17 protein-coding genes are annotated in these 20,938 nt (G+C 69.4%); 10 read left to right on the top strand and 7 right to left on the bottom strand.

The genetic code is table 11. From position 1 onward, the window contains the following. The first annotated feature begins 4 nt into the window (after positions 1-4). The 5 genes from kdpC (at position 5) to IT355_17050 (ending at position 6,071) form a co-directional block, all read left to right on the top strand. Positions 5-625: a potassium-transporting ATPase subunit KdpC gene (gene kdpC, locus IT355_17070; protein ID MCC7054987.1), complete on the top strand. Its 621-nt coding sequence runs from the start codon at positions 5-7 to the stop codon at positions 623-625. Further along, positions 622-1,698, top strand: a complete 1,077-nt coding sequence (locus IT355_17065; protein MCC7054986.1) for a porin — start codon at positions 622-624, stop codon at positions 1,696-1,698. Before kdpC ends, IT355_17065 begins: the two co-directional genes overlap by 4 nt. Positions 1,699-1,703: 5 nt before the next feature. Continuing rightward, entirely contained in the window at positions 1,704-4,394 is a 2,691-nt protein-coding gene (locus IT355_17060) for a sensor histidine kinase KdpD (GenBank protein MCC7054985.1), read from the top strand. After that, complete coding sequence (locus IT355_17055) at positions 4,391-5,098, top strand: response regulator (GenBank protein ID MCC7054984.1); 708 nt, start codon at positions 4,391-4,393, stop codon at positions 5,096-5,098. Before IT355_17060 ends, IT355_17055 begins: the two co-directional genes overlap by 4 nt. A gap of 154 nt (positions 5,099-5,252) precedes the next feature. Beyond that, complete coding sequence (locus IT355_17050; GenBank protein MCC7054983.1) at positions 5,253-6,071, top strand: prolipoprotein diacylglyceryl transferase; 819 nt, start codon at positions 5,253-5,255, stop codon at positions 6,069-6,071. A 261-nt stretch (positions 6,072-6,332) separates the two neighbouring features. Here the strand turns inward: IT355_17050 and IT355_17045 are convergent, their stop codons facing one another. Continuing rightward, a complete protein-coding gene (locus IT355_17045) occupies positions 6,333-8,141 on the bottom strand; it encodes a DEAD/DEAH box helicase (GenBank protein MCC7054982.1) in 1,809 nt (602 codons plus the stop codon). Between the two features lie 171 nt (positions 8,142-8,312). Then, the gene (locus IT355_17040; protein ID MCC7054981.1) at positions 8,313-8,822 is read right to left on the bottom strand and encodes a DUF2127 domain-containing protein; all 510 of its coding nucleotides are present in this window, start codon (positions 8,820-8,822) and stop codon (positions 8,313-8,315) included. Between the two features lie 120 nt (positions 8,823-8,942). Between IT355_17040 and IT355_17035 the strand changes: the two genes are divergently transcribed. After that, positions 8,943-9,371, top strand: coding sequence for an SET domain-containing protein-lysine N-methyltransferase (locus IT355_17035; protein MCC7054980.1), 429 nt, complete (start codon positions 8,943-8,945; stop codon positions 9,369-9,371). A 241-nt stretch (positions 9,372-9,612) separates the two neighbouring features. Here the strand turns inward: IT355_17035 and IT355_17030 are convergent, their stop codons facing one another. The 5 genes from IT355_17030 to IT355_17010 form a co-directional block, all read right to left on the bottom strand. Then, positions 9,613-10,308, bottom strand: coding sequence for a ferritin-like domain-containing protein (locus IT355_17030; GenBank protein ID MCC7054979.1), 696 nt, complete (start codon positions 10,306-10,308; stop codon positions 9,613-9,615). 159 nt (positions 10,309-10,467) lie between these two features. After that, on the bottom strand, positions 10,468-11,148 hold the full coding sequence (locus IT355_17025) for a ferritin-like domain-containing protein (GenBank protein MCC7054978.1): 681 nt from the start codon (positions 11,146-11,148) through the stop codon (positions 10,468-10,470). A gap of 26 nt (positions 11,149-11,174) precedes the next feature. Then, positions 11,175-11,870: a PEP-CTERM sorting domain-containing protein gene (locus tag IT355_17020; protein ID MCC7054977.1), complete on the bottom strand. Its 696-nt coding sequence runs from the start codon at positions 11,868-11,870 to the stop codon at positions 11,175-11,177. 245 nt (positions 11,871-12,115) lie between these two features. Then, a complete protein-coding gene (locus IT355_17015) occupies positions 12,116-13,567 on the bottom strand; it encodes a hypothetical protein (GenBank protein ID MCC7054976.1) in 1,452 nt (483 codons plus the stop codon). Positions 13,568-13,831: 264 nt separating this feature from the next. Next, entirely contained in the window at positions 13,832-16,780 is a 2,949-nt protein-coding gene (locus tag IT355_17010) for a TonB-dependent receptor (protein ID MCC7054975.1), read from the bottom strand. Between the two features lie 747 nt (positions 16,781-17,527). Between IT355_17010 and IT355_17005 the strand changes: the two genes are divergently transcribed. The 4 genes from IT355_17005 (at position 17,528) to IT355_16990 (ending at position 20,921) form a co-directional block, all read left to right on the top strand. Then, positions 17,528-18,127, top strand: coding sequence for a DUF305 domain-containing protein (locus IT355_17005; GenBank protein ID MCC7054974.1), 600 nt, complete (start codon positions 17,528-17,530; stop codon positions 18,125-18,127). Between the two features lie 23 nt (positions 18,128-18,150). Next, positions 18,151-19,989, top strand: a complete 1,839-nt coding sequence (locus IT355_17000; protein MCC7054973.1) for a hypothetical protein — start codon at positions 18,151-18,153, stop codon at positions 19,987-19,989. 145 nt (positions 19,990-20,134) lie between these two features. After that, positions 20,135-20,581, top strand: a complete 447-nt coding sequence (locus tag IT355_16995) for a type II toxin-antitoxin system RelE/ParE family toxin (protein MCC7054972.1) — start codon at positions 20,135-20,137, stop codon at positions 20,579-20,581. Positions 20,582-20,609: 28 nt separating this feature from the next. Then, entirely contained in the window at positions 20,610-20,921 is a 312-nt protein-coding gene (locus tag IT355_16990; GenBank protein MCC7054971.1) for a helix-turn-helix transcriptional regulator, read from the top strand. Positions 20,922-20,938: the final 17 nt, after the last annotated feature.

Raw genomic sequence — 20,938 nt, 5'->3', positions numbered from 1 at the left:
TCGCATGTCCCTTCGCCCCGACCTGCTCCCCGGACTCCGCGCCCTCGGCGTGCTCTCCCTCCTGACAGGAATCGTGTATCCCGTCGCGGTCACCGGCATCGCGGCCACCGCCTTCCCCGTGCGGTCGCGCGGATCACTCATCACCGTGCGCGACACGGTGCGCGGCTCGCTGCTGGTGGGCCAGTCATTCACCAGCCCGCGCTACCTGTGGGGTCGCCCGTCGGCCATCGCACGGCCGTACGATGCGCGCGGCAGTGCCGGCTCCAACCTCGGCCCGACCAACCCTGCCCTCGACAGCCTGGTGCGGGCCCGGGTGGCCAGCATCCGCGCCGCCGGCGACGCTGGCGACACGCCGGTGCCGGCGGACCTCGTCACGGCCTCGGGCAGCGGGCTCGATCCCCACCTGTCGCCGGCGGCGGCCGACCTGCAGGTGGCGCGCATCGCGCAGGCCCGCGGCCTGGACCCCCGGGTCGTGCGGCAGGCCGTGGACGCCGGCACGGCAACACGTACCTTCGGCTTGCTCGGCGAACCACGCGTGAACGTGCTGCAGGTCAATCTCGCGCTCGACGCCCTCCCCGCGACCGCCGCGCCGGCCCCGACTCTTCGTCCCACCATGACACCATGATCCGCCCACTCTGCCTCGCCGCCGCCCTCGCGCTGCTCACCGGCGCCCTCGGCGCGCAGGTGGCCGACACCGCCACCCGCATCCGATTCAACGGCTTCATCGACACCTACTACGCCTGGGACTCCAACCGGCCCGTGGATGGCGAACGGCAGTTCACCACCCAGGCCGTGCGCCACGACGAGGTGAACGTGAACCTCGCCTGGCTCGGCGTGACCGTCGAGCGCCGCGCGCTCCGGGCACGGTTCGCCATCCAGGCCGGCACGTCGGTGCAGGTCAACTACGCCGGCGAACCACGCAGCGGCCCCACCAGCGGCCCCGACGTCGCACGGATGATCCAGGAGGCCGTGGTCGGCGTGAAGCTCGGCGATCACGCCTGGGTCGATGGCGGCGTGTACCTGAGCTACATCGGCCTCGAGGGCTGGTCGTCATCCGACAACCCCACCTACACGCGCTCGCTGGTGGCGGACTACTCGCCGTACTATCTCTCGGGTGTGAAGCTCACCTGGCAGCCGACACCGCGTGTCACCGCGCAGGCGCACGTGATGAACGGCTGGCAGAACATCGCCGAGAACAACCGGTCCAAGGCCGTCGGCGGCCGGATCGACGTGGCCGTCTCCCCTGCGCTCACGCTCAGCTACGCCAACTTCTTCGGCAACGAGCGCCCCACCGGCGGCAGCGGCGTGCTCCGGCAGTTCCACCAGGTGATGGCGAAGGGAGTGCTGCCCACCGGCACCCAGTTGCAGGGCCAGGTCGACATCGGGTCGCAGGGTGGCCGGCGCTGGGATGGGCTCGTCGGCATCGCGCGGCAGCCGGTGAGCGCGCGGGTGGCGGTGGTCGGGCGACTCGAGCGCTATGCCGATCCCGACCAGGTGATCATCGGCACGGGGTTGCTGACGGGATTCACCGGCACTGGCGGGTCACTGGGAGTGGATGTGACACTGGATGAGGGCGTGCGCTGGCGATCGGAGGTGCGCGAGCTGCACACCTCCTCCCCGCTCCTCGCGCATGGCAGCGCCGCGATCGGGTCGTCACGTGACCGCCTGCTCGTGACGTCGCTCAGCCTGGCGTTCTGACCGGCATGGTCGAGCCGCGCGACGGGCGCCCCGATCCTGACGCGTTGCTGCACCGGCTGCGTGAGGAGGGCGATGAGGCACGCACGCGCGGCCGGTTCAAGCTGTTCTTCGGTGCGGCCCCGGGCGTGGGCAAGACCTTCACGATGCTCGAGGCAGCCGCCGCCCGTCGCGACGAGGGCGTGGACGTGGTCATCGGCATCGTGGAGACGCACGGGCGGCGCGAGACGCAGCGCCTGACCGAGGGGCTGCCCATCCTGCCGCGGCGGACGGTGGAGCACCGCGGCATCGTGCTCGAGGAGTTCGACCTCGACGCCGCCATGGCGCGCCGCCCCGCGCTCCTGCTGCTCGACGAACTGGCGCACACCAACGCCCCCGGCAGCCGCCATGCCAAGCGCTGGCAGGACGTGGACGAGCTGCTCGACGCCGGGATCGACGTCTACAGCACCCTCAACGTGCAGCACGTCGAGAGCCTGAACGACGTGGTGGCGCAGGTCACCGGCATCACCGTCCGCGAGACGGTGCCTGACAGCGTGATCGAGCATGCCGACGAGATCGAGCTGGTGGACGTGTCGCCGGAGGTGCTGATCGAGCGCCTGCGCGACGGCAAGGTGTACGTGCCCGAGCAGGCGGCACGCGCACTGGACCGGTTCTTCCGCCGCGGGAACCTGCTCGCGCTGCGCGAGCTGGCGCTGCGCCGCACGGCGTCGCGCGTGGACGCCGACATGCGCGGCTGGATGCAGCGCAGCGGCATCCGTGACACGTGGGCCGCCACCGACCGCGTGCTGGCGTGCGTGGGACGCCGGCCCGACGACGACCGCATCGTGCGCCGCGCGCGCCGGCTCGCCGAGGCGCTCGACGCCGAGTGGATCGCGCTCAGCGTGGAGCCGGTGATGGCCGGCGGGTTCAGCGACGACGACCGCGCCACGGTGGCCGCACACCTGCAGCTGGCCGAGCGCCTCGGCGCGCGGGCCGTGACCCTCGCGAACGACGATGTCGCCGATGCCGTTGCCGGGTTCGTGGGGGCGAACAACGTCACCCGGCTGGTGCTCGGCCAGCCCCGACGGCGCGCCTGGGCGCCCTGGCGCCGGTCACTGCTGGACGCCGTGGCCCAGCGCGTGACCAGCGTGGACGTGATGGTGGTCGCAGCCGATGCGCCGCGCGGGGACGGCAGTGCCACCGCGGCGCAGCATGCACCGGCGCCGCGCCTGTCCGGCTACCTGCAGGCCACGGTGGTGGTGGGGATCGTCACCGCCATCGGCCTGCTGCTGCGTGCACGTGTCAGCACGACCGACGTCGCGATGCTCTACATCCTCGGCATCGCCATCATCGGCAGCCGCACGCAGTACCGGCCCGCCCTGTTCGCCTCGGTGCTCGCGATCCTCGCGTTCGACCTCTGCTTCGTGCCGCCGTTCTACACGCTGGCGGTGAGCGATGCGAACTACCTGCTCACGTTCGCGATGATGCTGGTGGTGGCAGTGCTGGTGAGCCGGCTCACGGGCACGCTCCGTGCGCAGGCCGACGCCGCGCGCGCACGGGAGGCGCGCACCGCGGCCGCATTCTCGCTTTCCTCCGACCTCAGCGCCGCGCGGGCACCGGCGGAGATCTCGGCCGCGCTCGAGCGGCACAGCACCAGCGTGGTGCCGGGCAGCTCACGGGTGAGCCTGCGCCGCGACGATGGCGCGCTGGACTCCGACGACGGCGTGGAGCGCTGGGCCTTCGAACACCGCCAGATGGCGGGCATGGGGACGCAGACCCTGCCGGCCAGCCCGGCGCTCTACCTGCCGCTGGTGGCCTCCGACGTGGCGCATGGCGTGCTGCGGATGGCGCCGGCCGATCCGCGCGACGTGTCGGACCCGGCGCGCCGGCAGCTGCTGGAATCATTCGCCACGCAGGCCGCCATCGCCCTCGAGCGGGTGCGGCTCGCCGAGGGCACCGAGCTGGCCCGCGTGGAGGTGGAGGCCGAGCGGCTGCGGACGTCGCTGCTCAGCTCCCTCTCGCACGACCTGCGCACGCCGCTCGGCGCCATCGAGGGTGCCGCCAGCAGCCTCGCGGACGCCGGCACCACCCTCGGTGACGAGACCCGGCGTGACCTCGCGCAGGCGATCGTGGAGGAATCGCGCCGCATGACGCGCATGGTCGGCAACCTGCTCGACATGATCCGCGTCGAGACCGGGGCGCTCAGCGTGCACCAGGAGTGGCAGCCGCTGGAGGAGGTGGTGAGCGTGGCGTTGCTGCGACTCGACGAGCGCCTCGCCGGCCGCGAGGTGACCGTGTCGCTGCCGGTCGCACTCCCGCTGGTCTGCATCGACGCGATCCTGGTGGAGCAGGTGCTCATCAACCTGCTCGAGAACGCGCTCAAGTACTCGCCGGCGGGTTCGCCGATCGCGATCGGCGCCACCGCAGCCCGCGACACCGTGACCGTCAGCGTGAGTGACCGCGGCATCGGCATCCCGCCGGGCCAGGCGCTGGCGGTGTTCGACAAGTTCCACCGCATCGAGCACTCGACGGAGACGCCGGGCGTGGGGCTGGGGCTCACCATCTGTCGCGGCATCGTGCTGGCGCACGGCGGCAGGATCTGGCTCGAGGCGCGCGACGGCGGTGGCACCGTGGTGCGCTTCTCGTTGCCCGCCGGCGAGCCGCCGGCGCACATTGTCGGCATGCCCCACGACGGTCCCGACGACGACGTCACCGCATGACGCAGGCCGGCCCGCTGGTCCTGCTCATCGAGGACGAGCCGCAGATGCGGCGCTTCCTGCGCTCGGCGCTGCCCGCGCACGAGTACCGGCTGGTCGAGACGGCGACGATGCACGACGGCCTCGCGCAGGCCGCGGCGCGGAATCCCGACCTGATCCTGCTCGACCTCGGGCTCCCCGACGGCGATGGCCTCGACGCCACCCGCCGCATCCGCGAGTGGAGCGCCGTGCCGATCATCGTGCTGTCGGCGCGGGAGCTGGAGAACGACAAGATCGCCGCGCTCGACGCGGGGGCGGACGACTACCTTACGAAGCCGTTCAGCGTGGGAGAGCTGCTGGCGCGGATGCGCGTGGCGCTGCGGCATGCCGCGCGGGCCACGCAGCCGGCGCAGGCCACCTTCCGTGCCGGCACCCTGGCGGTGGACCTCGTCAGGCGCCTCGTCACCGTGGCTGGCGAGGAAACCCACCTCAGCCCCACCGAGTACAAGCTGCTCACGACCCTGATCCGGCACGCCGGCATGGTCTGCACGCAGCGGCTGCTGGTGCGCGAGGTCTGGGGCAACCACGTGGTGGACGACACGCAGAACCTGCGCGTGGTGGTGGCCCAGCTCCGGCGGAAGATCGAGGCCGACACCGCGCGGCCACGGCTGCTGCAAACCGAGCCCGGCGTGGGCTACCGGCTCCGTGACGACGTCGAACCGGGCTAGTGTCGTGTCCCGCAGATTCGTGACACGAGAGGCTGGCAGGAATTCCGTGGCCTGGCAGTGCGGAAAACGCAGCAGTACCAGCGGTATCGCGAGGATTTCCAACGCCGCCAGACCGCAGGCTGCCGGCCCCGGCGCGGGCCTTTAGATTGGGCAGATGACCTGGCCCTATCCGAAGCTCTCGCCCGACCTCATCCACATCGGCCCCCTGCGCGTGCGCTGGTACGGGCTGATGTACGTGTTCGGCTACATCGCCGGCGCGCGGCTGGCCCGGAAGCGCATCAAGGACGGCACCCTGCCGCTGACGCAGGAAGGGCTCGACACCTGGCTCACGGCGCTGTTCATCGGGATGCTGCTCGGTGCCCGCGCGATGTACGTGCTGGTGTACGACCGCAGCCTGCTGACCGGTGTGGAGTGGCTCAAGGTCTGGAACGGCGGCCTCTCGTTTCACGGCGCGGCGCTGGGAATGGTGGTGGCGTGCTGGTGGGCCGCGCGGCACTTCCGCATCGACCTGATGTACCTCACCGACGCGCTCGCGCTCTGCGCCGCGCCGGGCCTCACCTTCGGCCGCATCGGCAACTTCATCAACGCCGAGCTGTACGGCCGCCAGTCCGACGTGCCGTGGGCGATGGTCTTCCCCACCGACCCGCAGCAGGTGCCGCGCCACCCGTCCCAGCTCTACGAGATGCTCGGCGAGGGCATCATCCTCGGCAGCTTCCTCTGGTGGCTCGAGGCAAAGGCGCGGCGCGAGGGATGGTGGCGTCCCGGTGTGGGCGGCACGGCGTTCCTCATCGGCTATGGCGTCGTGCGCATCCTGGTCGAGTTCACGCGGCAGCCCGACGCCCAGCTCGGCTTCCTCGCCGGCGGCATCACCATGGGGCAGCTGCTCTCGACGCTGATGATCGTTGCCGGCGTCGCGGTCGCGTCATGGGTCTACCGCCAACCTGTGCGCACGCCGGCTCCTGCTGCGGCCTGAGCGTCTTGAACAGCATTGACGCAAAGGCGCAAAGGGCACGGAGGACGCAAAGGGGTCTGCGCCGACCTCAAACCTTTGCGCCCATCGCAACTGAAGATGCTCTAGGAACTGCGTGATCGTGCGCGCAGTTCCTACAGCATTTTTCGTTGCCGCAAAGGAAGCAGAGGCCTGCCGTGTTCACCGACCCCTTTGCGCCCTTCGCGCCCTTTGCGACTTTGCGGTGAAGCGGTTGCTCCTGACGATGCCGCAGGGGCGTAGAAGTCAGGAGCGGTCGCGACGGACCACGACGCGCTTGCCCTTGATGGTGGTGTTGCGGAGCGCGTCGATGATGTCGTCGGCGATCTCGTCCGGCACCTCGACGATCGAGAACTTGTCCTGGATCTGGATCGCCCCCACCACGCTGGCGTCGAGCTGCAACTCGTTGGCAATGGCACCGACCAGGTCGCCCGGACGGACCCGCGCCAGGCGGCCGGCGCCGACATAGAGTCGTGCGACATCCCACTGCGGCTTGCGTGCCGGGCGGGCGGGACGCTCGCCGTCGGCGCCGGGGCGCTCGGGCCGCTCCGTGCGCTCGGGACGATCGGTGCGCGGTGCGCGCTCCGGGCGCTCGTTGCGCTCGAAACGCGTGCTCGTGCGCTCGGCCGAGCCGCGGTGCGGCGTGGGCGTGCGCTCGCTGCGCTCCGGGCGGTCCCGGCGCGGCTCGACGGCGGGAATCTCCTTCTCGTCGGCGCTGCCGCCGTTCGCCAGCTCCAGCTGCTTCACCGCGGCGGCCGCGACGTCCATCACGTCGAACTCCTCCGCCAGAGACTCCACGATGCTGCGGAACGCATCCAGGTCTCCGGCCAGGATCCCCTCGCGCAGCGACGCCTTCGTCAGCTCCAGGCGGCGGGTGCGCAGGTCGGCGACGGTGGGCACCGTGGCGATCTCGATCTTCGACTTCGTCGCCAGCTCGATGTTCCGGAGCATCCGGTGTTCGCGCGGCTCGGCCAGCGAGATCGCGACGCCCTCGCGGCCGGCACGCCCCGTGCGGCCGATGCGGTGCACGTAGGCCTCCGTCGACGTCGGCACGTCGTAGTTCACCACGTGCGACACGTGCTGGATGTCGAGCCCGCGCGCGGCCACGTCGGTGGCCACCAGCAGGTCCGTCTTCTCGGCGCGGAACTTCTTCATCACGCGGTCACGCTGGTCCTGGCTCAGGCCACCGTGCAACGCCTCGCAGCGGTAGCCGCGGGCGTTCATCGTCTCGGTGAGCTCGTCCACCTCGGTGCGCGTGCGGCAGAAGATGATCGCCGACTGCGGCTGCTCCACGTCCAGCACGCGGCCCAAGGCGGCCATCTTGTGCGCGCGCGGAACGATGTAGGCCACCTGGCGCACCTTCGCGGTCTGGCCCGGCTCCACCTTCGCCTTGTCGATCCTGACGCTGATCGGGTTGCGGAGGTGCTTCTTCGCGATCTGCGCGATGCGCGGCGCGACGGTGGCCGAGAACAGCGCCGTCTGGCGCTCGGCCGGCGTGGCGGCGAGGATCGCCTCGAGGTCCTCGGCGAAGCCCATGTCGAGCATCTCGTCGGCCTCGTCCAGCACCACGATCCGCACCGTGTCGAGCAACAGCGTGCCACGGCGGATGTGGTCGAGGGCGCGGCCCGGCGTGGCGACGACGACGTCGACGCCGCGGCGGAGCGCGCGGATCTGCGTGTCCATCGCCGAGCCGCCGTAGATCGGCAGCGCGATGATGCCCATCGCCTTCCCGTACCGGTGCACCGCCTCCGCGACCTGCATGGCCCGCTCGCGGGTGGGGGTGAGGATCAGCGCCTTCGTGCGGGTGCGCGCCGGCGCACCGGTGTCGACGAGGTGCAGCAGCGGCAGCGCGAAGGCTGCCGTCTTGCCGGTGCCGGTGGCGGCCTGCGCGAGGATGTCATGCCCCGCGAGCAGCGGCGGAATCGCCGCGCTCTGGATCGGGGTGGGTTCCTCGTAGCCAAGACCGGCGAGTGCGCCAACGAGTCGTGCATCGAGACCGAGGCCGGCAAAGCCGGTATCGGTGGAGAGTTCTGAACTTGTGGGACTTGATGTCATAGCTTATGAAGGTACACCGGCCAGGGCCGAAAAACGGCCCCGCGGTCCGATCTGGGCCGGTGCGGAGGCGTCCCGCAGCAGGCGTTCCGGCCCTCGTCCGGCGCCCCCGGGCGGCAAACAGGCGCTTCCGTCGCGCTCCCGTCCGTCAGGCCGCAGCGGGCCGGCGCAGGCTCAGGGCGCGGGGGCCCGTCCGGTGGGGATCGTCCCCGCCAGTTCGTGCTGCAGCCGCTTCGCGAGCAGCCAGACCACGGTCACGTTCACGAACAGCAGCACGAAGAGCGTCGTGGACGGGTGCATGAAGCACTCGTAGACCTCCGGCGGGATGAGCAGCCCGGTGGCCACCACCGTCAGCCACTCGGCCCAGCGCCGCTGCAGCCAGAGCCCCACGGCCTCCACCAGGAAGAGCGCCGAGTACGCGAAGAGCGCGCCACCCAGGATCAGCACGCGGTGCGTCTGCGGGCCGGAGATCCACCCGAGAAACCGCTCGGACACGTGCTGCACGTAGCCGACGGGCAGGTCCTGCACCCACTGCTCGAACGCCGCCGCCACCTCCGGGCGTACCAGCCGCACCGTGGCCAGCCCGAGCGCCACCAGGATCGCCGTCTGCACGAACTTGTACACCGCCAGCACCCGGAGGAATGCGGTGCGGTCGACGACGGACGGGCGGGTTGGTGCGTTCATGGACAGGGAAAGGTGGTCTCGCGCGCGGCCTCGTGCGAGAGTCACCCCGCGCCCGGCCCGGGTCCCCGCCACATTTGACGAATGCCGCGCTACGACGCCACAGCCTCCCCGCCCTTCGAGATCCGCCAGTCACCGATCCAGGGCCTGGGTGCCTTCGCCACCCACCACATCCCGGCCGGCACCCGGCTGGTCGAGTACGCCGGCGAGCGCCTGTCACCCGCGGCGGCGGAGGCCCGCTACCCCGATGACACTCACACCCGGCACCACACCTTCCTCTTCGCGATCGACGATGCGGTGGTGATCGACGCCGCCGTGGACGGCAACGATGCCCGTTGGATCAACCACTCCTGCGCCCCGAACTGCGACGCCGTGATCGACGACGGGCGCATCTGGATCGAGTCCATCCGCGACATCGTGCCCGGCGAGGAGCTGGCGTACGACTACGCCTTCACCCTGCCCACGCGCCACACGCCGGCCGCCAAGCGGCGCTATCCCTGTTCCTGCGGCGCAGCCTCGTGCCGCGGGACCATGCTCGCGCGCAAGCGTTGACGCCTGGACCGACCGGCATCGGCAACACGGTCGTGTTGCCGATGCCGGGAATTCGGTGACAGGAATTCGGTGACAGTGCACTCAATCTGTAATCCGGTGACAGTGCACTCAGGAAAATCAGTGACAGTGCACTCAGAAATCCGGTGACAGTGCACTCAAATCGAAATCCGGTGACACTGCACTCAACTCGAAATCCGGTGACAGTGCACTCAATTCACCGGGTTTCGGTCGCCGAGCCCGGTCAGGCGATGAACGGGTCCACGATGGCCAGCACCTGTGCCATGGTGAGCGGCTCGTCGAACGCTTCCGTGACGGCCCCAGCCGACACACCCGTGATGGTCGTGACATCCAGGCCGAGGTGCGTCGTGTTGGCCTCGCCGGCGTAGACCGGCGCGATCGCGGCAACGTCGGTCATCGCCCCCGAGATCCACCCCTGATTGGGCTCGTTGTCCTGGAAGTTGCCGCGCAGGCGCCGGACTTCCGCCGCGTGACGCGCCTCGACGGAGTGGACGCTCAGTGCGGCCTGCAGCACATCCTTGTACGGGGCGAGCGTCGCCGCCTGTCCCTTGTACGCACGCACACCCGTGTCCTCGAACGCCTGGGCGACGGCCAGGAAGGTGGCGTAGTTCGTGAAGACATCCGCGAACGGCCCGCTGCCGCTGCCGTTGCCGGCCGTGAAGTCGAAGGTGGGCTTCGGCCGTGCCGAGCTGCCCAGCAGCGTCTTCAGGTAGTCCACGTGCACGGCCTCGTGCGACTGGATGGTCGTGAAGATCGTGCGATCGGCAGCGGGGATCAGCCCCGCGGCAGCCACACCGCGGTTGTAGAACTCCGACTCGAGGTATTCGAGCCGAAGGGCGAAGTTGAGCACCCCCAGCACGGCGGTCGGCAAGGCGCGCCCCTGACCGTAGGCCGCCGTGGAGAGGGCTGCGAGCGCCATCGGGATGGTGCCCATGCGCAGGCCGGCCAGCACGGTGCCCGAGGTGGTGGCTCCCTTCGCAATCGCGTCGCGCCGGGAGACGAGCGTGGCTGCGATGTCAGGATCCAGGGCGCCGGGCATGGCTGCTGTGGTGGAATCGTTGGTCATGTCGTGTGGCTCCTAGGCGTTGACGACGGTGATGCTTTCCGTGATGAACGGACCGGCGGCGGTGAGCACGTCCTGCGGGGTGCTGCCGGCGTCGAACGCGTCCGGTGCAAAGGCGGCGCTGCGCGGGCTGAGCATGTCCCGGATCGCCGATGCGTGACGCGCCTCCACCGAGACGATCTTGCCGGCCACACCGAGGTACGCCTCGCTGGCGATGAACCGGGCCGCGCCGTTGTACGCGCTCACGCCGAGGTCCTCGAAGGTGCGCGCCGTCTGCAGCACGCTGGTGCGGTCCGCGAAGTCGATCGCGCCGAACTTCGGTGTGAGGTCCGGGATCCGGGCCGACCCGAGCGCCGCGGCGAAGAAGTCACGATGGGCCACCTCGTGGTCGCGGATGTCCGTGAGCACGCGTCGTTCGGCCGCCGTGAACACCGAGGCGAACGCCCCGTTGGTCACCACGCCGATATAGAAAGCCGCCTCGAGCTGCTCGAGCGCATAGGCGTAGTTCAGCACGTCGATGTCCTGCGAGAAGTCGAGCGTGATCGCACCACCGGCCCCGACGACGGCGCCCCGCGGCCCGCTGGAGGGGGCGAGCAGCTCCGGGGCACCGGCACCACAGCCCACCAGCGCGAGGGCAGCACCGGCGAGTCCGGCGCGCCGGAGGAATTCGCGGCGATCCGCCACGACGGCGGACACAGCCCGGGACGTATCAGTTGACTGGCTCATGCGCGAGTCCCCCAGCGGCGGCCCACAACCAGCATGATGCAGAGCCCGGATCCGAGCAGCAGGACCGTCGACGGCTCCGGCACCACGCCGACATCCGGGACCCCCGCGCTGAAGTCGTCGAACTTGACCAGCGACTCGCCGAACTCGTTGGTGGCGACGATCTGCACCCCGGTGACGCCGATGAAGAGGTCGGCGAAGGAGAACATGGCGAAGCCGGCCTGGCTGCCCGCCAGCGTGACCGACCGCGACACGTCGCCGCCGGCGCGGAACCCGTTGAACGTCACGCTCGTCGCCGCGCCATCGAACGGCGCGAGCAGGATCGACGTGAAGTCGAACGTGGCGCCGTCCTGCCGACGGATGTCGATGGTGGTGGCCGCAGCCGCGTTGAGGAGGAGCGATGGCGTGCTGCCGCCACCGAAGACGGGGCTGCTGGCGCTGCCCGCCACGAACGCATTGGCGGCCGCGGCGCCGGTGCACGGAATGCCCACCGCCGTGAACAGGAAGCCGCTCTCGAGATGACAGTTGCCAACGAAGCGCGTGCCCGAACCGGGCGAACTCTCGGTCAGGCTGTTGAAGGTGACGACAGTGGCCTGCGCGGACGCAGGAGCAGCGGTGGCCGCGACGCCTGCGAGCGCGATGGCGGCCACGGCAACGAGACGCGTGGCGTTCCGGTACGGATGAGACATTGGCATGCCCGGCGAATTGTGGGTGGCTGTCGAAGGGCCCTCCGACAGCTGGCGCGAGCGAGCGACGGCGGCTCGCGCAGGCAGGCGCCCAGTCACGGTCACTCCCGTGCAACGGACGCCTCGCTATCGGGCTACGACGGCATGATGCCGACCGGATCTCTGCACCCACAACACGGGCGGTGTGCGGAATGCCTGCGCTCGCTCGCCGCCGGTCACCTCACCGCGTCACACCTTCCCGCGCGCTCAGGACGTCATCGCCCGGTGGACGTACTGTCGAGCCATCCGCCCGTGAAGCCCGCCCGACGCAGGCCGGCGACGACATACGGGTTGCGACGCATCGTCCGCCAGATGAGGCCGGAGCGGTGGTTCTCGAGCATCGCCACGATCGGCCCCTGGTCGATGCCGAGGTGATCGGGGGCGATCCAGCCGGCACCTGGCACGACGGCGCCGTGCGACAGCTTCACCCCCGGCAAATCCAGCATCGTGGGATTGAAGGAGTCGTGGAATCCGTAGCGCGTGAACAGCGCGTCGCCGTACCGCTCGCGCATCGCGACCATGGCGGGGAACGCGATTTCGGGTGCGAACGGCAGGGATCCGATCGCCGCCGTCGGTGCGATGGTCCCGTCGTCACGCTCGGCCCCGTCGGCATCATCGAACGCGGAGGCCCCGCGCGCCCAGTAGGTGTGGAGCTGCAGCGGGCCGTCCTTCCAGGTGAGCAGCGTGTCGGCCGGTCCGTCGGCCGCCGTGAGGCCCCAGATGGTTGGCCCGTAGTCACGGAAGCCGCGCGGGTTGTCGATGGCGTACTGCCGCTGCGCGAGGGTCGCCCGTCGGGAGTTCTCGAACCAGTCGATGCCCTTCCCCTGCATGTATGCGTCGCGGATCCCGCGGAAGTCGATCCAGACGTGCGAATACTGGTGTCCGAACAGCGGCGTGAAGTTCACGTGATCCTGCCCGCGATAGCGGCGCCACGCGTTGGTGCTGGACCAGGCGTCCCAGGCATCGCGGCCCAGCGGATGGGTCGGTGAGCCGAGGGCGAGGATGTAGAGGAGCATCGCCTCGTTGTAGCCCTTCCAGTCGGCAGTGATGTAGCCGCTCTCGGGCTTCCAGCCCATGCTCACGCGCGGCGCGCGCGTGACGGCCCAGGGCCACTCGACGCGCCGGTAGAGGGAATCGGCATACGCGCGGATCGCCACCTCGGTGGTGTCGCTGCCGGTGTAGTAGCTCTGCGCGAAGAGCGCGCCACCGAGCAGCAGCGAGGTGTCGATGGTGGAGAGCTCCACGTTTTCGAAGCGCTGGCCGTCGGTATAGCGCAGGAAGTGGTAGAAGAACCCCTTGTGCCCGCCCATGCCCTTCGCGGCCGGCCCCTGCGGCAGCGTCCAGAGGTACCGCAGCGTGGTGAGCGTGCGGCGCGCGGCCTGCGCCCGCGTGACCCACCCGCGCTCCGCACCCACGGGGTACGCCGTGAGTGCGAAGCCGATGCTCGCCACCGACGAGAAGTCCGTCCGCGGCCAGCGATCGTGTGCCAGTCCGGTGAGGGTGTCGGTCGTTTCCCAGAACCACCGGAACGTCCGCTCCGCCACCGTATCCGCGAGCGCTGATTCGCGTGCGCTCGGGGCATACCTGGCTGGCACCGGCGCACTCGTCATCCCGCCACGCGAGCAGGCTGCAACAACCAGGACAGCCGCCAGCTTCAGTGCCTTCATTCGTGGCTCCGTGCATTGGCCTGGACCGATCCAACTGCTTGAACGCAAAGATGCTAGAGCGGGCGATGAACGCAAAGGAACTGCAACAGCGAAAGCCCTGGGAACGAGCAATCGCAACAGCCCACAACACGAGTCGGCCGTTGCGGTTGCCGTTGCTGTCACCGAGGCAACTCGATGCGCCGGGCGGCGCCAGTCGCCGCCCGCCACACGGAGTCCTTTGCGCCCGTCGCCCTCCCCTGCGCCTGTGCGCTCAAGCAGTTGGCGTCAGAAGTCCACCGTCAGCCCCGCCTGGAACCGCCGCGCATCAGCCGACACGCAGTTCGCGCGCCCGAAGTTGGCGTTGGTGCCCGGCGGCGTCGGGATGAAGCCATCCCAGCACCCGAGGTTGTCGAAGTTGAAGGCGTTGAACAGGTCCGCCGTCACCCCGATGCGGTTCACCGAGCGGGCGGTGAAGAGGTCCTTCCGCAGGCGCATGTCCACGTTGCGATAGCCCCACACGTTGCCCGGCACCAGGAAGCGCTTCTTCGGCGGCCGGCCACTGTTCAGCAGCAGCTTCTGCTGTCCGCCACCGCTCCCGAGCGTCTGGTCGACGATCGTGTACGGGTCGCCCGAGTGCAGGCGGATCACGCCGGAGTAGTTGATGCCCCACAGGTACGGGATGTCCACGATCCAGTTCGCGACCAGAAGGTTCGGCACGTCGATGCTGGTGGGGAATTTCGGATAGGCACTCACGCTCGGATAGTCCAGCGAGAACAGGTCGCCGCCGCGCTGGCGTCCCTGGGCGTAGGTGTACGCGACCCCCATGCCCCAGTTGAACTTGTCGCGCGCGACGAAGGTGTACGGGCGGTCGAGCTGGAGCATCAGCGCCTGGTACCAGGTGCGCGGTGAGTTGTCACTCAGCAGCACGTTGCTGTAGTTCGAGCTGACCGTCGCGCAGCAGTTCCCCTCGGCCGTGCGGTTTCCGAAGATGAACGTGAAGCCGTTCCGGCTGCTCACGTTGGTATAGGTGGCCGCCGCGCGCCAGCTGCCCAGCACCTGGCGGATGCCGGCGCTGTACTGCGTGGAGACGGGTGGCTTCTGGTCGTTGCGGATCAGGAACACCTCCGGCTTCGGCGCCAGGCCACTCGCGATCAGCCCGTCCAGGCCGGCGGCGCTGAGGTACGACGAGTTCCACTGGATCGTCTGGAAGCCGTCGCGCGGCAGCCCGTCGCTGCTGAAGCGGAAGGTGCGGATGGCGTACTGCAGCCGGAACCGCTCGTCGAGGCCGTTGTTGAAGTTGCTGCGGTCGTAGAAGAGGCCGAAGCTGCCGAACACCGTCGTCCGCTGCGCCTCGTCCAGGGCGTAGCTGAACCCGGCCCGCGGCTGGATGGCGCCGAAGAAGATCTTCCGCTGGCTGCCGTCGCTGAAGTAGGTGCCGGGATCGAAGCCGCGGTTACGCAGCACCGAGTCGAGGTCGGCCCGCACCTGCGACGGCGTCACGTAGTTGCGGTCGAACTGGTTGGTCTCCACGTCCCAGCGGACGCCGAGGTTGAACTGCAGCCGCTTGGTCGGGCTCCAGTCGTCCTGCGCGTAGAGGCCGAACTGGTTGTTGTCGGCGGTGATGTCGGGGTTGCCGGTGCCGTACTGCGCCTCGCGCGGGAACGCGAAGTTCTCCGCCGAGTTGAAGCGGAAGACCGGCGGGCGCACGAAGGTCTTGCTCGCGCTGTAGTTCAGTCGGTCGTAGTTGCCGCCCACCTTGATCACGTGGTCGCCGGCGAGCTGCAGGCCACTGTAGGTGTAGTCATGGCGGATGGAGTAGCGATCCTGCACCCAGCTCTGGCCACCATCACGGCCACCCAGGCGGCCGATGCCCTGGTAGTCGAGGCCCACCAGCGTGCGGTTCTCCGGCGTCGGGTCCCAGTTCCAGCGCGAGAAGTTGAACAGTGTCTCGTGGAGCTGCGGCCCGCTGGACCACGACCGCTTGGCCACCACGGAATTCACCTTGTTACGCACGTTCTCGGCCGACTCGATGCTCGTCTGGCCGCCGAAGCTGCGGACGTCGGTCTCGAAGCGGCCGTTGTAGCTCAGCTCATACGACGTCTCGTCGCTGGCCGAGTAGTTCAGCTTGCCGAGGAAGAGGTTCGAGCGGAAGGGCGACTGGTACGAGCCGGTGTTGGTGGCGAAGCGCTGCACCACATCGGCCGGGATCACGGCCGTGGACGGCACGGTGTTGAAGTTCACCGACTGGCCGCGGTTCTGGTTGTTCATCTCGTACGAGCCGAAGAAGAACAGCTTGTTCCTGATGATCGGCCCGCCGAGCGTGGCGCCGGCGAGGTAGCGGCGGTAGTCCTGCAGCGCGAACGACGGGTTACCGGCTCGGTTGCGGCGCTGGAACGAGTCGAGGGCGACGAAGTCGTTGTTCACGTAGGTGCCGAACGCGCTGCCCGACCACGTGTTCGAGCCGGACTTGGTGGTCGCGACGATGATCGCACTCGACGCCTTCTGGTACTCGGCCTTGAAGTTCTGCGTGATCACGCGGAATTCCTGCACCGCGTTCTGCGGGAAGGGGTTGCCGCGGCTGGCATCCTGGCCGGCGATGCCGCTGCCGGTCACGTCGTTCTTCTGGCTGGCGCCGTCGATGAAGACGTTGATGCTTCCGGCGTCCAGCGCCCCGGCTCGGAAGCTCTTGGTGGTGCCCTCGGCGTTCTCGCCCGAGATGCGCACACCCGGCGCGAGGCTGGCGAGGCCGAGGAAGTTGCGGTCCGCCGTGGGCAGGTTGGCGATCTGCGCCTGCGAGACGTTGGTGGCGACCTCGGAGGTGCGCGTCTCGATGGCGCCGCGACTGGCCTGCACGGTGACGGCGCCGAGTTGCGTGGCGACGGCCGTGAGGGCGATGTCGAGCTGGATCACCTGGCCGATCCCGACCACCTGGCGGCGGGTCTGCGGCGACAGGCCGACCCGGCGCACGCTCACGTCATACTGGCCGGGCACGAGGCCAGTGAGGACGTAGAGGCCACTGGTGGCGGCGACGGCCGATCGCGTCGCACCGTTGGCGATGTTGGTGGCCGTGACCGTGGCGCCGGTGGCCGGCTGGCCCTGCGACGTGATGTACCCGCGGATGGTGCCGGTGGTGGTCTGCGCGGTGGCGGTCACTGCGGCCGCGACCGTGAACGCGATGGACGCGAGCGTGCCGAACCAGCGGCGCAGTCGCGGAGCGAACGAACGTGTGTGCATGGGTATGGTTCTCCCGAGGCGTGACACATGGCGTCCGTGACGGACGCGATGTCGTGCGTGGAAGCGTGCCAGCGCACCGGCGTGCGTGCGTGGACCTGCCCGCACGTGCGACGCGCATCGCTCGGCGCACCCCTGTCATCGTCGCCGTCCGCGGGGGAGTGCACGCGGGACGCGAGGTGCCAGGGTGGACCGGACTCGTGTACGACTTGTCGTGACACCGCGTGTGGTACGGTGCGATATCACACCTGAGAACATCGCGCGGCGGCAGGCGCGGTCAAGGGCGGGGCGTGTTCGGCTCGGGGGTGCTCAGGTCGCTTCTGCATCTGGTCGCGCTCACGGATGAGCTGCGGTGCGCGGAGTGCGTGTGGTGTCGCGGCGGGTCCACGATGGACTTGCGAGGCCATACGGCGCACGCCTCTCCTGCGGTGTCTCGACGGGTCGGTGCTGTGGTGGGTTTCCTGTTCCCACGGAGCCACGGAGTGCACGGAGGTCACGGAGAAGAGCATTGGGGAACTGCGTGCGCGTGGCGGAGCTTGCGTCGGGCACGCAGTTCCATCATCCGTTGCTGTCCTCCGTGGACTCCGTGTGCTCCGTGGCTCCGTGGGAACCAGCGAGCCAGCCACCGCAGCGACCACCGGACTCGCTCACAACGCCCGCGGAGACGGGCGCGGCACAGCCACCCCAGCAGTGCCGGCGTTCAGGGAGTATCGTAGGGGCAATCCTCACCTACACCATCGCCTCACACCCATGTCCATCCGCCACCTCCTGCTCCTTGCCGCCACGGCGGGCGCGACGGCCGCCAGTGCCGGCGGCCTGGGCGCACAGCACCAGCATGACCACGCCGCCGGGATGCCGCCGGTGACACTTCCGGCCGGTTCGATCGTGACCGAGGCCGACGTGCGGTTCATGCAGGGGATGATCGCCCACCATGCGCAGGCGGTGGTGATGTCGCAAATGGCCACCGCGCGGGGGGCCACGCCGCGGGTGCTGAAGCTGGCGCAGAAGATCGACCTCGCGCAGGCCGGCGAGATCGTGCTGATGCAGGGCTGGCTCCGCGAGTATGGGCAGTTCGTGCCCGACACCTCGTCGTGGCGCGGGATGACGATGCCTGGAATGCTGACCACGGAGCAGCTCGCGCAACTGGATGCGTCCCGCGGCGCCGAGTTCGATCGCCTGTTCCTGACCTTCATGATCCGCCACCACGAAGGGGCGCTGACCATGGTGGCCGACCTGCTCCGGACGCCGCGCGCCGGACAGGAGGTGGACATCAACGTGTTCGCGAACGACGTCGAGACCACGCAGACGGCCGAGATCGGCCTGATGCGCCAGATGCTGCTGGATCACTGACATTCACCCTGGAGTTCGACGACATGACCGTGTCATTTGGCGCGCGCCCCCCTGCGCCAGCCCGGCTTCCTGCCCTGATTCCGTCCGTGCTGCTGGCCCTCGCGGCCACCGCGCCGTCACTCGGCGCGCAGACTTACCCCAGCGCCACGGATCCCCGGAACGGCCTGAAACCCGGCCTGCACGATGCCGGCGTGGCGATCTCGGGGATGACGCTCGTCTCGACCACCCGCAAGCCGGCTGCGCTGGACACGGTGCGCGGCCTGACCTTCGTGAACAGCGACCTGGCGTTCCGTGGCACCACGGTGGTGGTCGGGAACTTCGCCGGGTTCTCGATCTATGATGTGAGCAACGCCGCTCGGCCGGCCCTGCTGTCGGTGGTGGAGTGCATCACGTCGCAGGGCGATCCCTCGGTGGTCGGCACGCTGCTGTTCGTGAGCGCCGAGGGCGGCGGGAACCGGAAGGATTGCGCGAAGGGCGGTGTGAAGGAGCCGTCGGAACACATGACCGGCGTGCGCATCTACGACATCGCGAACCCGCGCGCTCCCCGGCTGGTGAAGAACGTCGAGACCTGCAAAGGATCACATACGCACACCGTGGTGCCGTCGCCCACGGACCGTAACGTCGTGTACCTCTACGTGTCGGGGCAACAGGGGGCGCGGCCCGAGTCCGAGCTGGCCGGCTGCCGCAACGGAGCCGACCCGGCCGACGCGGGCAACTCGCTCTATCGGCTGGACGTGATCCGGGTGCCGCTGAACCGTCCACAGGATGCGGCGGTGGTGACGGGGGCACGCCTGTTCACCGGGCTCGGCCCGGCGCCGGCACGCGGCGGGCGTTCGCAGCGGGCGCGCGCACTGCCCGGTGCCGACAGCGCGATGATGGCGCAGATGAACGCCTCCGGCCCGCGCAACTGTCATGACGTGACGGCCTATCCCGCGAAGCACCTGCTGGCGGGGGCCTGCGGCAGCTACGGCCTGCTGGTGGACATCAGCAACCCCGAGCAGCCCGTGCGCCTGGATGCCGTGGCCGACACGAACTTCTCGCTCTGGCACACAGCGGTGTTCTCGAACGATGGCAGCAAGGTCGTGTTCACCGACGAGTGGGGTGGTGGCACGTCGCCGAACTGCCAGTCCATGCATCCGCTGGAGATGGGTGGCAACACGACGCTGGTGATCGGCGCCGACCGCAAGTTCCGGCAGCATGCGTACTTCAAGATCCCGACGGCGCAGGGGGCGAACGAGAACTGCGTGAGCCACAACGGGTCGCTGGTGCCGGTGCCGGGGCGCGACATCATGGTGCAGGGGTGGTACCAGGGTGGCGTGGACGTGATCGACTTCACCGATGCCGACAAGCCGATGGAGATCGCATACTTCGACCGTGGGCCGGTGGATGCACCAAGTCCGGATGGGGCGGCGAACAGCCGGACGCGGGGGACGATTGGCGGGAGCTGGGGGGCGTACTGGTACAACGGGCGGATCTACAGCGCGGAGATGGCGCGCGGGTTCGACATTCTCGAGTTGGTGCCGGGGCCGATGCTGAGCGCGAACGAGATTGCGGCAGCGAAGCTGGTACAGTGGGGGGAGTTCAATCCGCAAAGTCAGCCGGAGATCGTGTGGCCGGCAGCGTTTCCGGTGGTGCGGTCGTACCTGGACCAGCTGGTGCGGTCGGAGGGGCTTGGGCCGGCGCGGAGTTCGGCGATCAGTGGGCAGCTGGACGCGGCGGAGAAGGCGACAGGTGCGCGGCGGCGGGCGATGCTGACGAGGCTGGCGACTGAGGTTGATGCGGACGCGGCGGTGGCGCAGAAAGGGGGGAAGATCCTGGCGATGGCGGCGGCGATCCGGGAGTTGGCCGAGGCGACGAGGTAAGACTCTCTGCTCGGATGTGAATGGCGGCACCTGCGCTTCGGCGCGGGTGCCGCCTTCTCGTGGTGACACGTGCGTGAAAGCGGTGTGCGGATCATGCCCTGCCGAGCGATCGTGGGCGACGTCGCGTGAATGCGCGGCTCACTCCATGTCAGACGCGTCGCCCCTTGCACTATCTCATTTTTGCTATATTCTGGAGGGGCGTGTGCCGGCGTGCGTCGTCCTGCGTTTTCGTGATGCCAATGGCCGGGTGCCTTTCGATGACTGGGTAGAGGCGTTGCGGATATCGGGTGTCGCTGGCGCGCGTTCGAGTGAGAAGATTCGCTTCGCCCTCGAGCGTCTGGCGCAGGCGGGGCATGAACTGCGACATCCAACGGCTGCGCCGCTTCGCGACGGTGTGTACGAGCTGCGCATTGCGGTTGGACGTGTGCAGTACCGGGTGCTCTACTTCTTTGCCGGCCCAGGTGTGGCGGTCGTCTCGCACGGCTGCGCCAAGGAGCGCCATGTGCCTGCGGGAGAGATCGAGCGCGCGATCCGGCGGCGGGCTGCGCTTCTCGCGGCACCGTTGAGACACACGGCGCCGGACATCAAATAGCGGACACGACGTCACACGGAGGATACGGATGGCAACGCGAACGAACGCTCGGCGCCGCAACCAAGCCACTGATGTGATCGATGCGGCGTTCTCGGGGACGCCAGGCTGGGCGGAGAAGGTCGCCCTGGGGGCGGCCGCGTTCGAGATCGCCGAAGAGGTGCTCGCGCTGCGCGAGCGCCACGGGCTGACGCAGGCTGCGCTGGCCGAGCGGGTGGGGACGACTCAGTCTGCGATCGCGCGCCTGGAGAACGCGTCGTATGCCGGGCACTCGACGGCGATGCTGCGACGGATCGCGCTGGCGGTGGGGGAGCGAGTGAGTGTGCGGTTCGTTCCGGTGTAGGCTGGAGCGTTGGCCGG

Source organism: Gemmatimonadaceae bacterium, from assembly GCA_020851035.1.
Taxonomy (GTDB): Bacteria; Gemmatimonadota; Gemmatimonadetes; order Gemmatimonadales; family Gemmatimonadaceae; genus JACMLX01.
Note: the sequence above shows the minus strand (reverse complement) of the source record. Positions and strands in the feature narration are given on the sequence as shown.

Bases quoted from the DNA above. Each gene is read 5' to 3' on its own strand.
- IT355_17010 (MCC7054975.1), bottom strand. From the start codon at position 16,780: ATGCACACACGTTCGTTCGCTCCGCGACTGCGCCGCTGGTTCGGCACG.
- IT355_17015 (MCC7054976.1), bottom strand. From the start codon at position 13,567: ATGAAGGCACTGAAGCTGGCGGCTGTCCTGGTTGTTGCAGCCTGCTCG.
- IT355_17050 (MCC7054983.1), top strand. From the start codon at position 5,253: ATGACCTGGCCCTATCCGAAGCTCTCGCCCGACCTCATCCACATCGGC.
- IT355_16990 (MCC7054971.1), top strand. From the start codon at position 20,610: ATGGCAACGCGAACGAACGCTCGGCGCCGCAACCAAGCCACTGATGTG.
- kdpC (MCC7054987.1), top strand. From the start codon at position 5: ATGTCCCTTCGCCCCGACCTGCTCCCCGGACTCCGCGCCCTCGGCGTG.
- IT355_17065 (MCC7054986.1), top strand. From the start codon at position 622: ATGATCCGCCCACTCTGCCTCGCCGCCGCCCTCGCGCTGCTCACCGGC.
- IT355_17020 (MCC7054977.1), bottom strand. From the start codon at position 11,870: ATGCCAATGTCTCATCCGTACCGGAACGCCACGCGTCTCGTTGCCGTG.
- IT355_17040 (MCC7054981.1), bottom strand. From the start codon at position 8,822: ATGAACGCACCAACCCGCCCGTCCGTCGTCGACCGCACCGCATTCCTC.
- IT355_17030 (MCC7054979.1), bottom strand. From the start codon at position 10,308: ATGGCGCTCGCAGCCCTCTCCACGGCGGCCTACGGTCAGGGGCGCGCC.
- IT355_17060 (MCC7054985.1), top strand. From the start codon at position 1,704: ATGGTCGAGCCGCGCGACGGGCGCCCCGATCCTGACGCGTTGCTGCAC.
- IT355_16995 (MCC7054972.1), top strand. From the start codon at position 20,135: ATGTCAGACGCGTCGCCCCTTGCACTATCTCATTTTTGCTATATTCTG.
- IT355_17005 (MCC7054974.1), top strand. From the start codon at position 17,528: ATGTCCATCCGCCACCTCCTGCTCCTTGCCGCCACGGCGGGCGCGACG.
- IT355_17000 (MCC7054973.1), top strand. From the start codon at position 18,151: ATGACCGTGTCATTTGGCGCGCGCCCCCCTGCGCCAGCCCGGCTTCCT.
- IT355_17045 (MCC7054982.1), bottom strand. From the start codon at position 8,141: ATGACATCAAGTCCCACAAGTTCAGAACTCTCCACCGATACCGGCTTT.
- IT355_17055 (MCC7054984.1), top strand. From the start codon at position 4,391: ATGACGCAGGCCGGCCCGCTGGTCCTGCTCATCGAGGACGAGCCGCAG.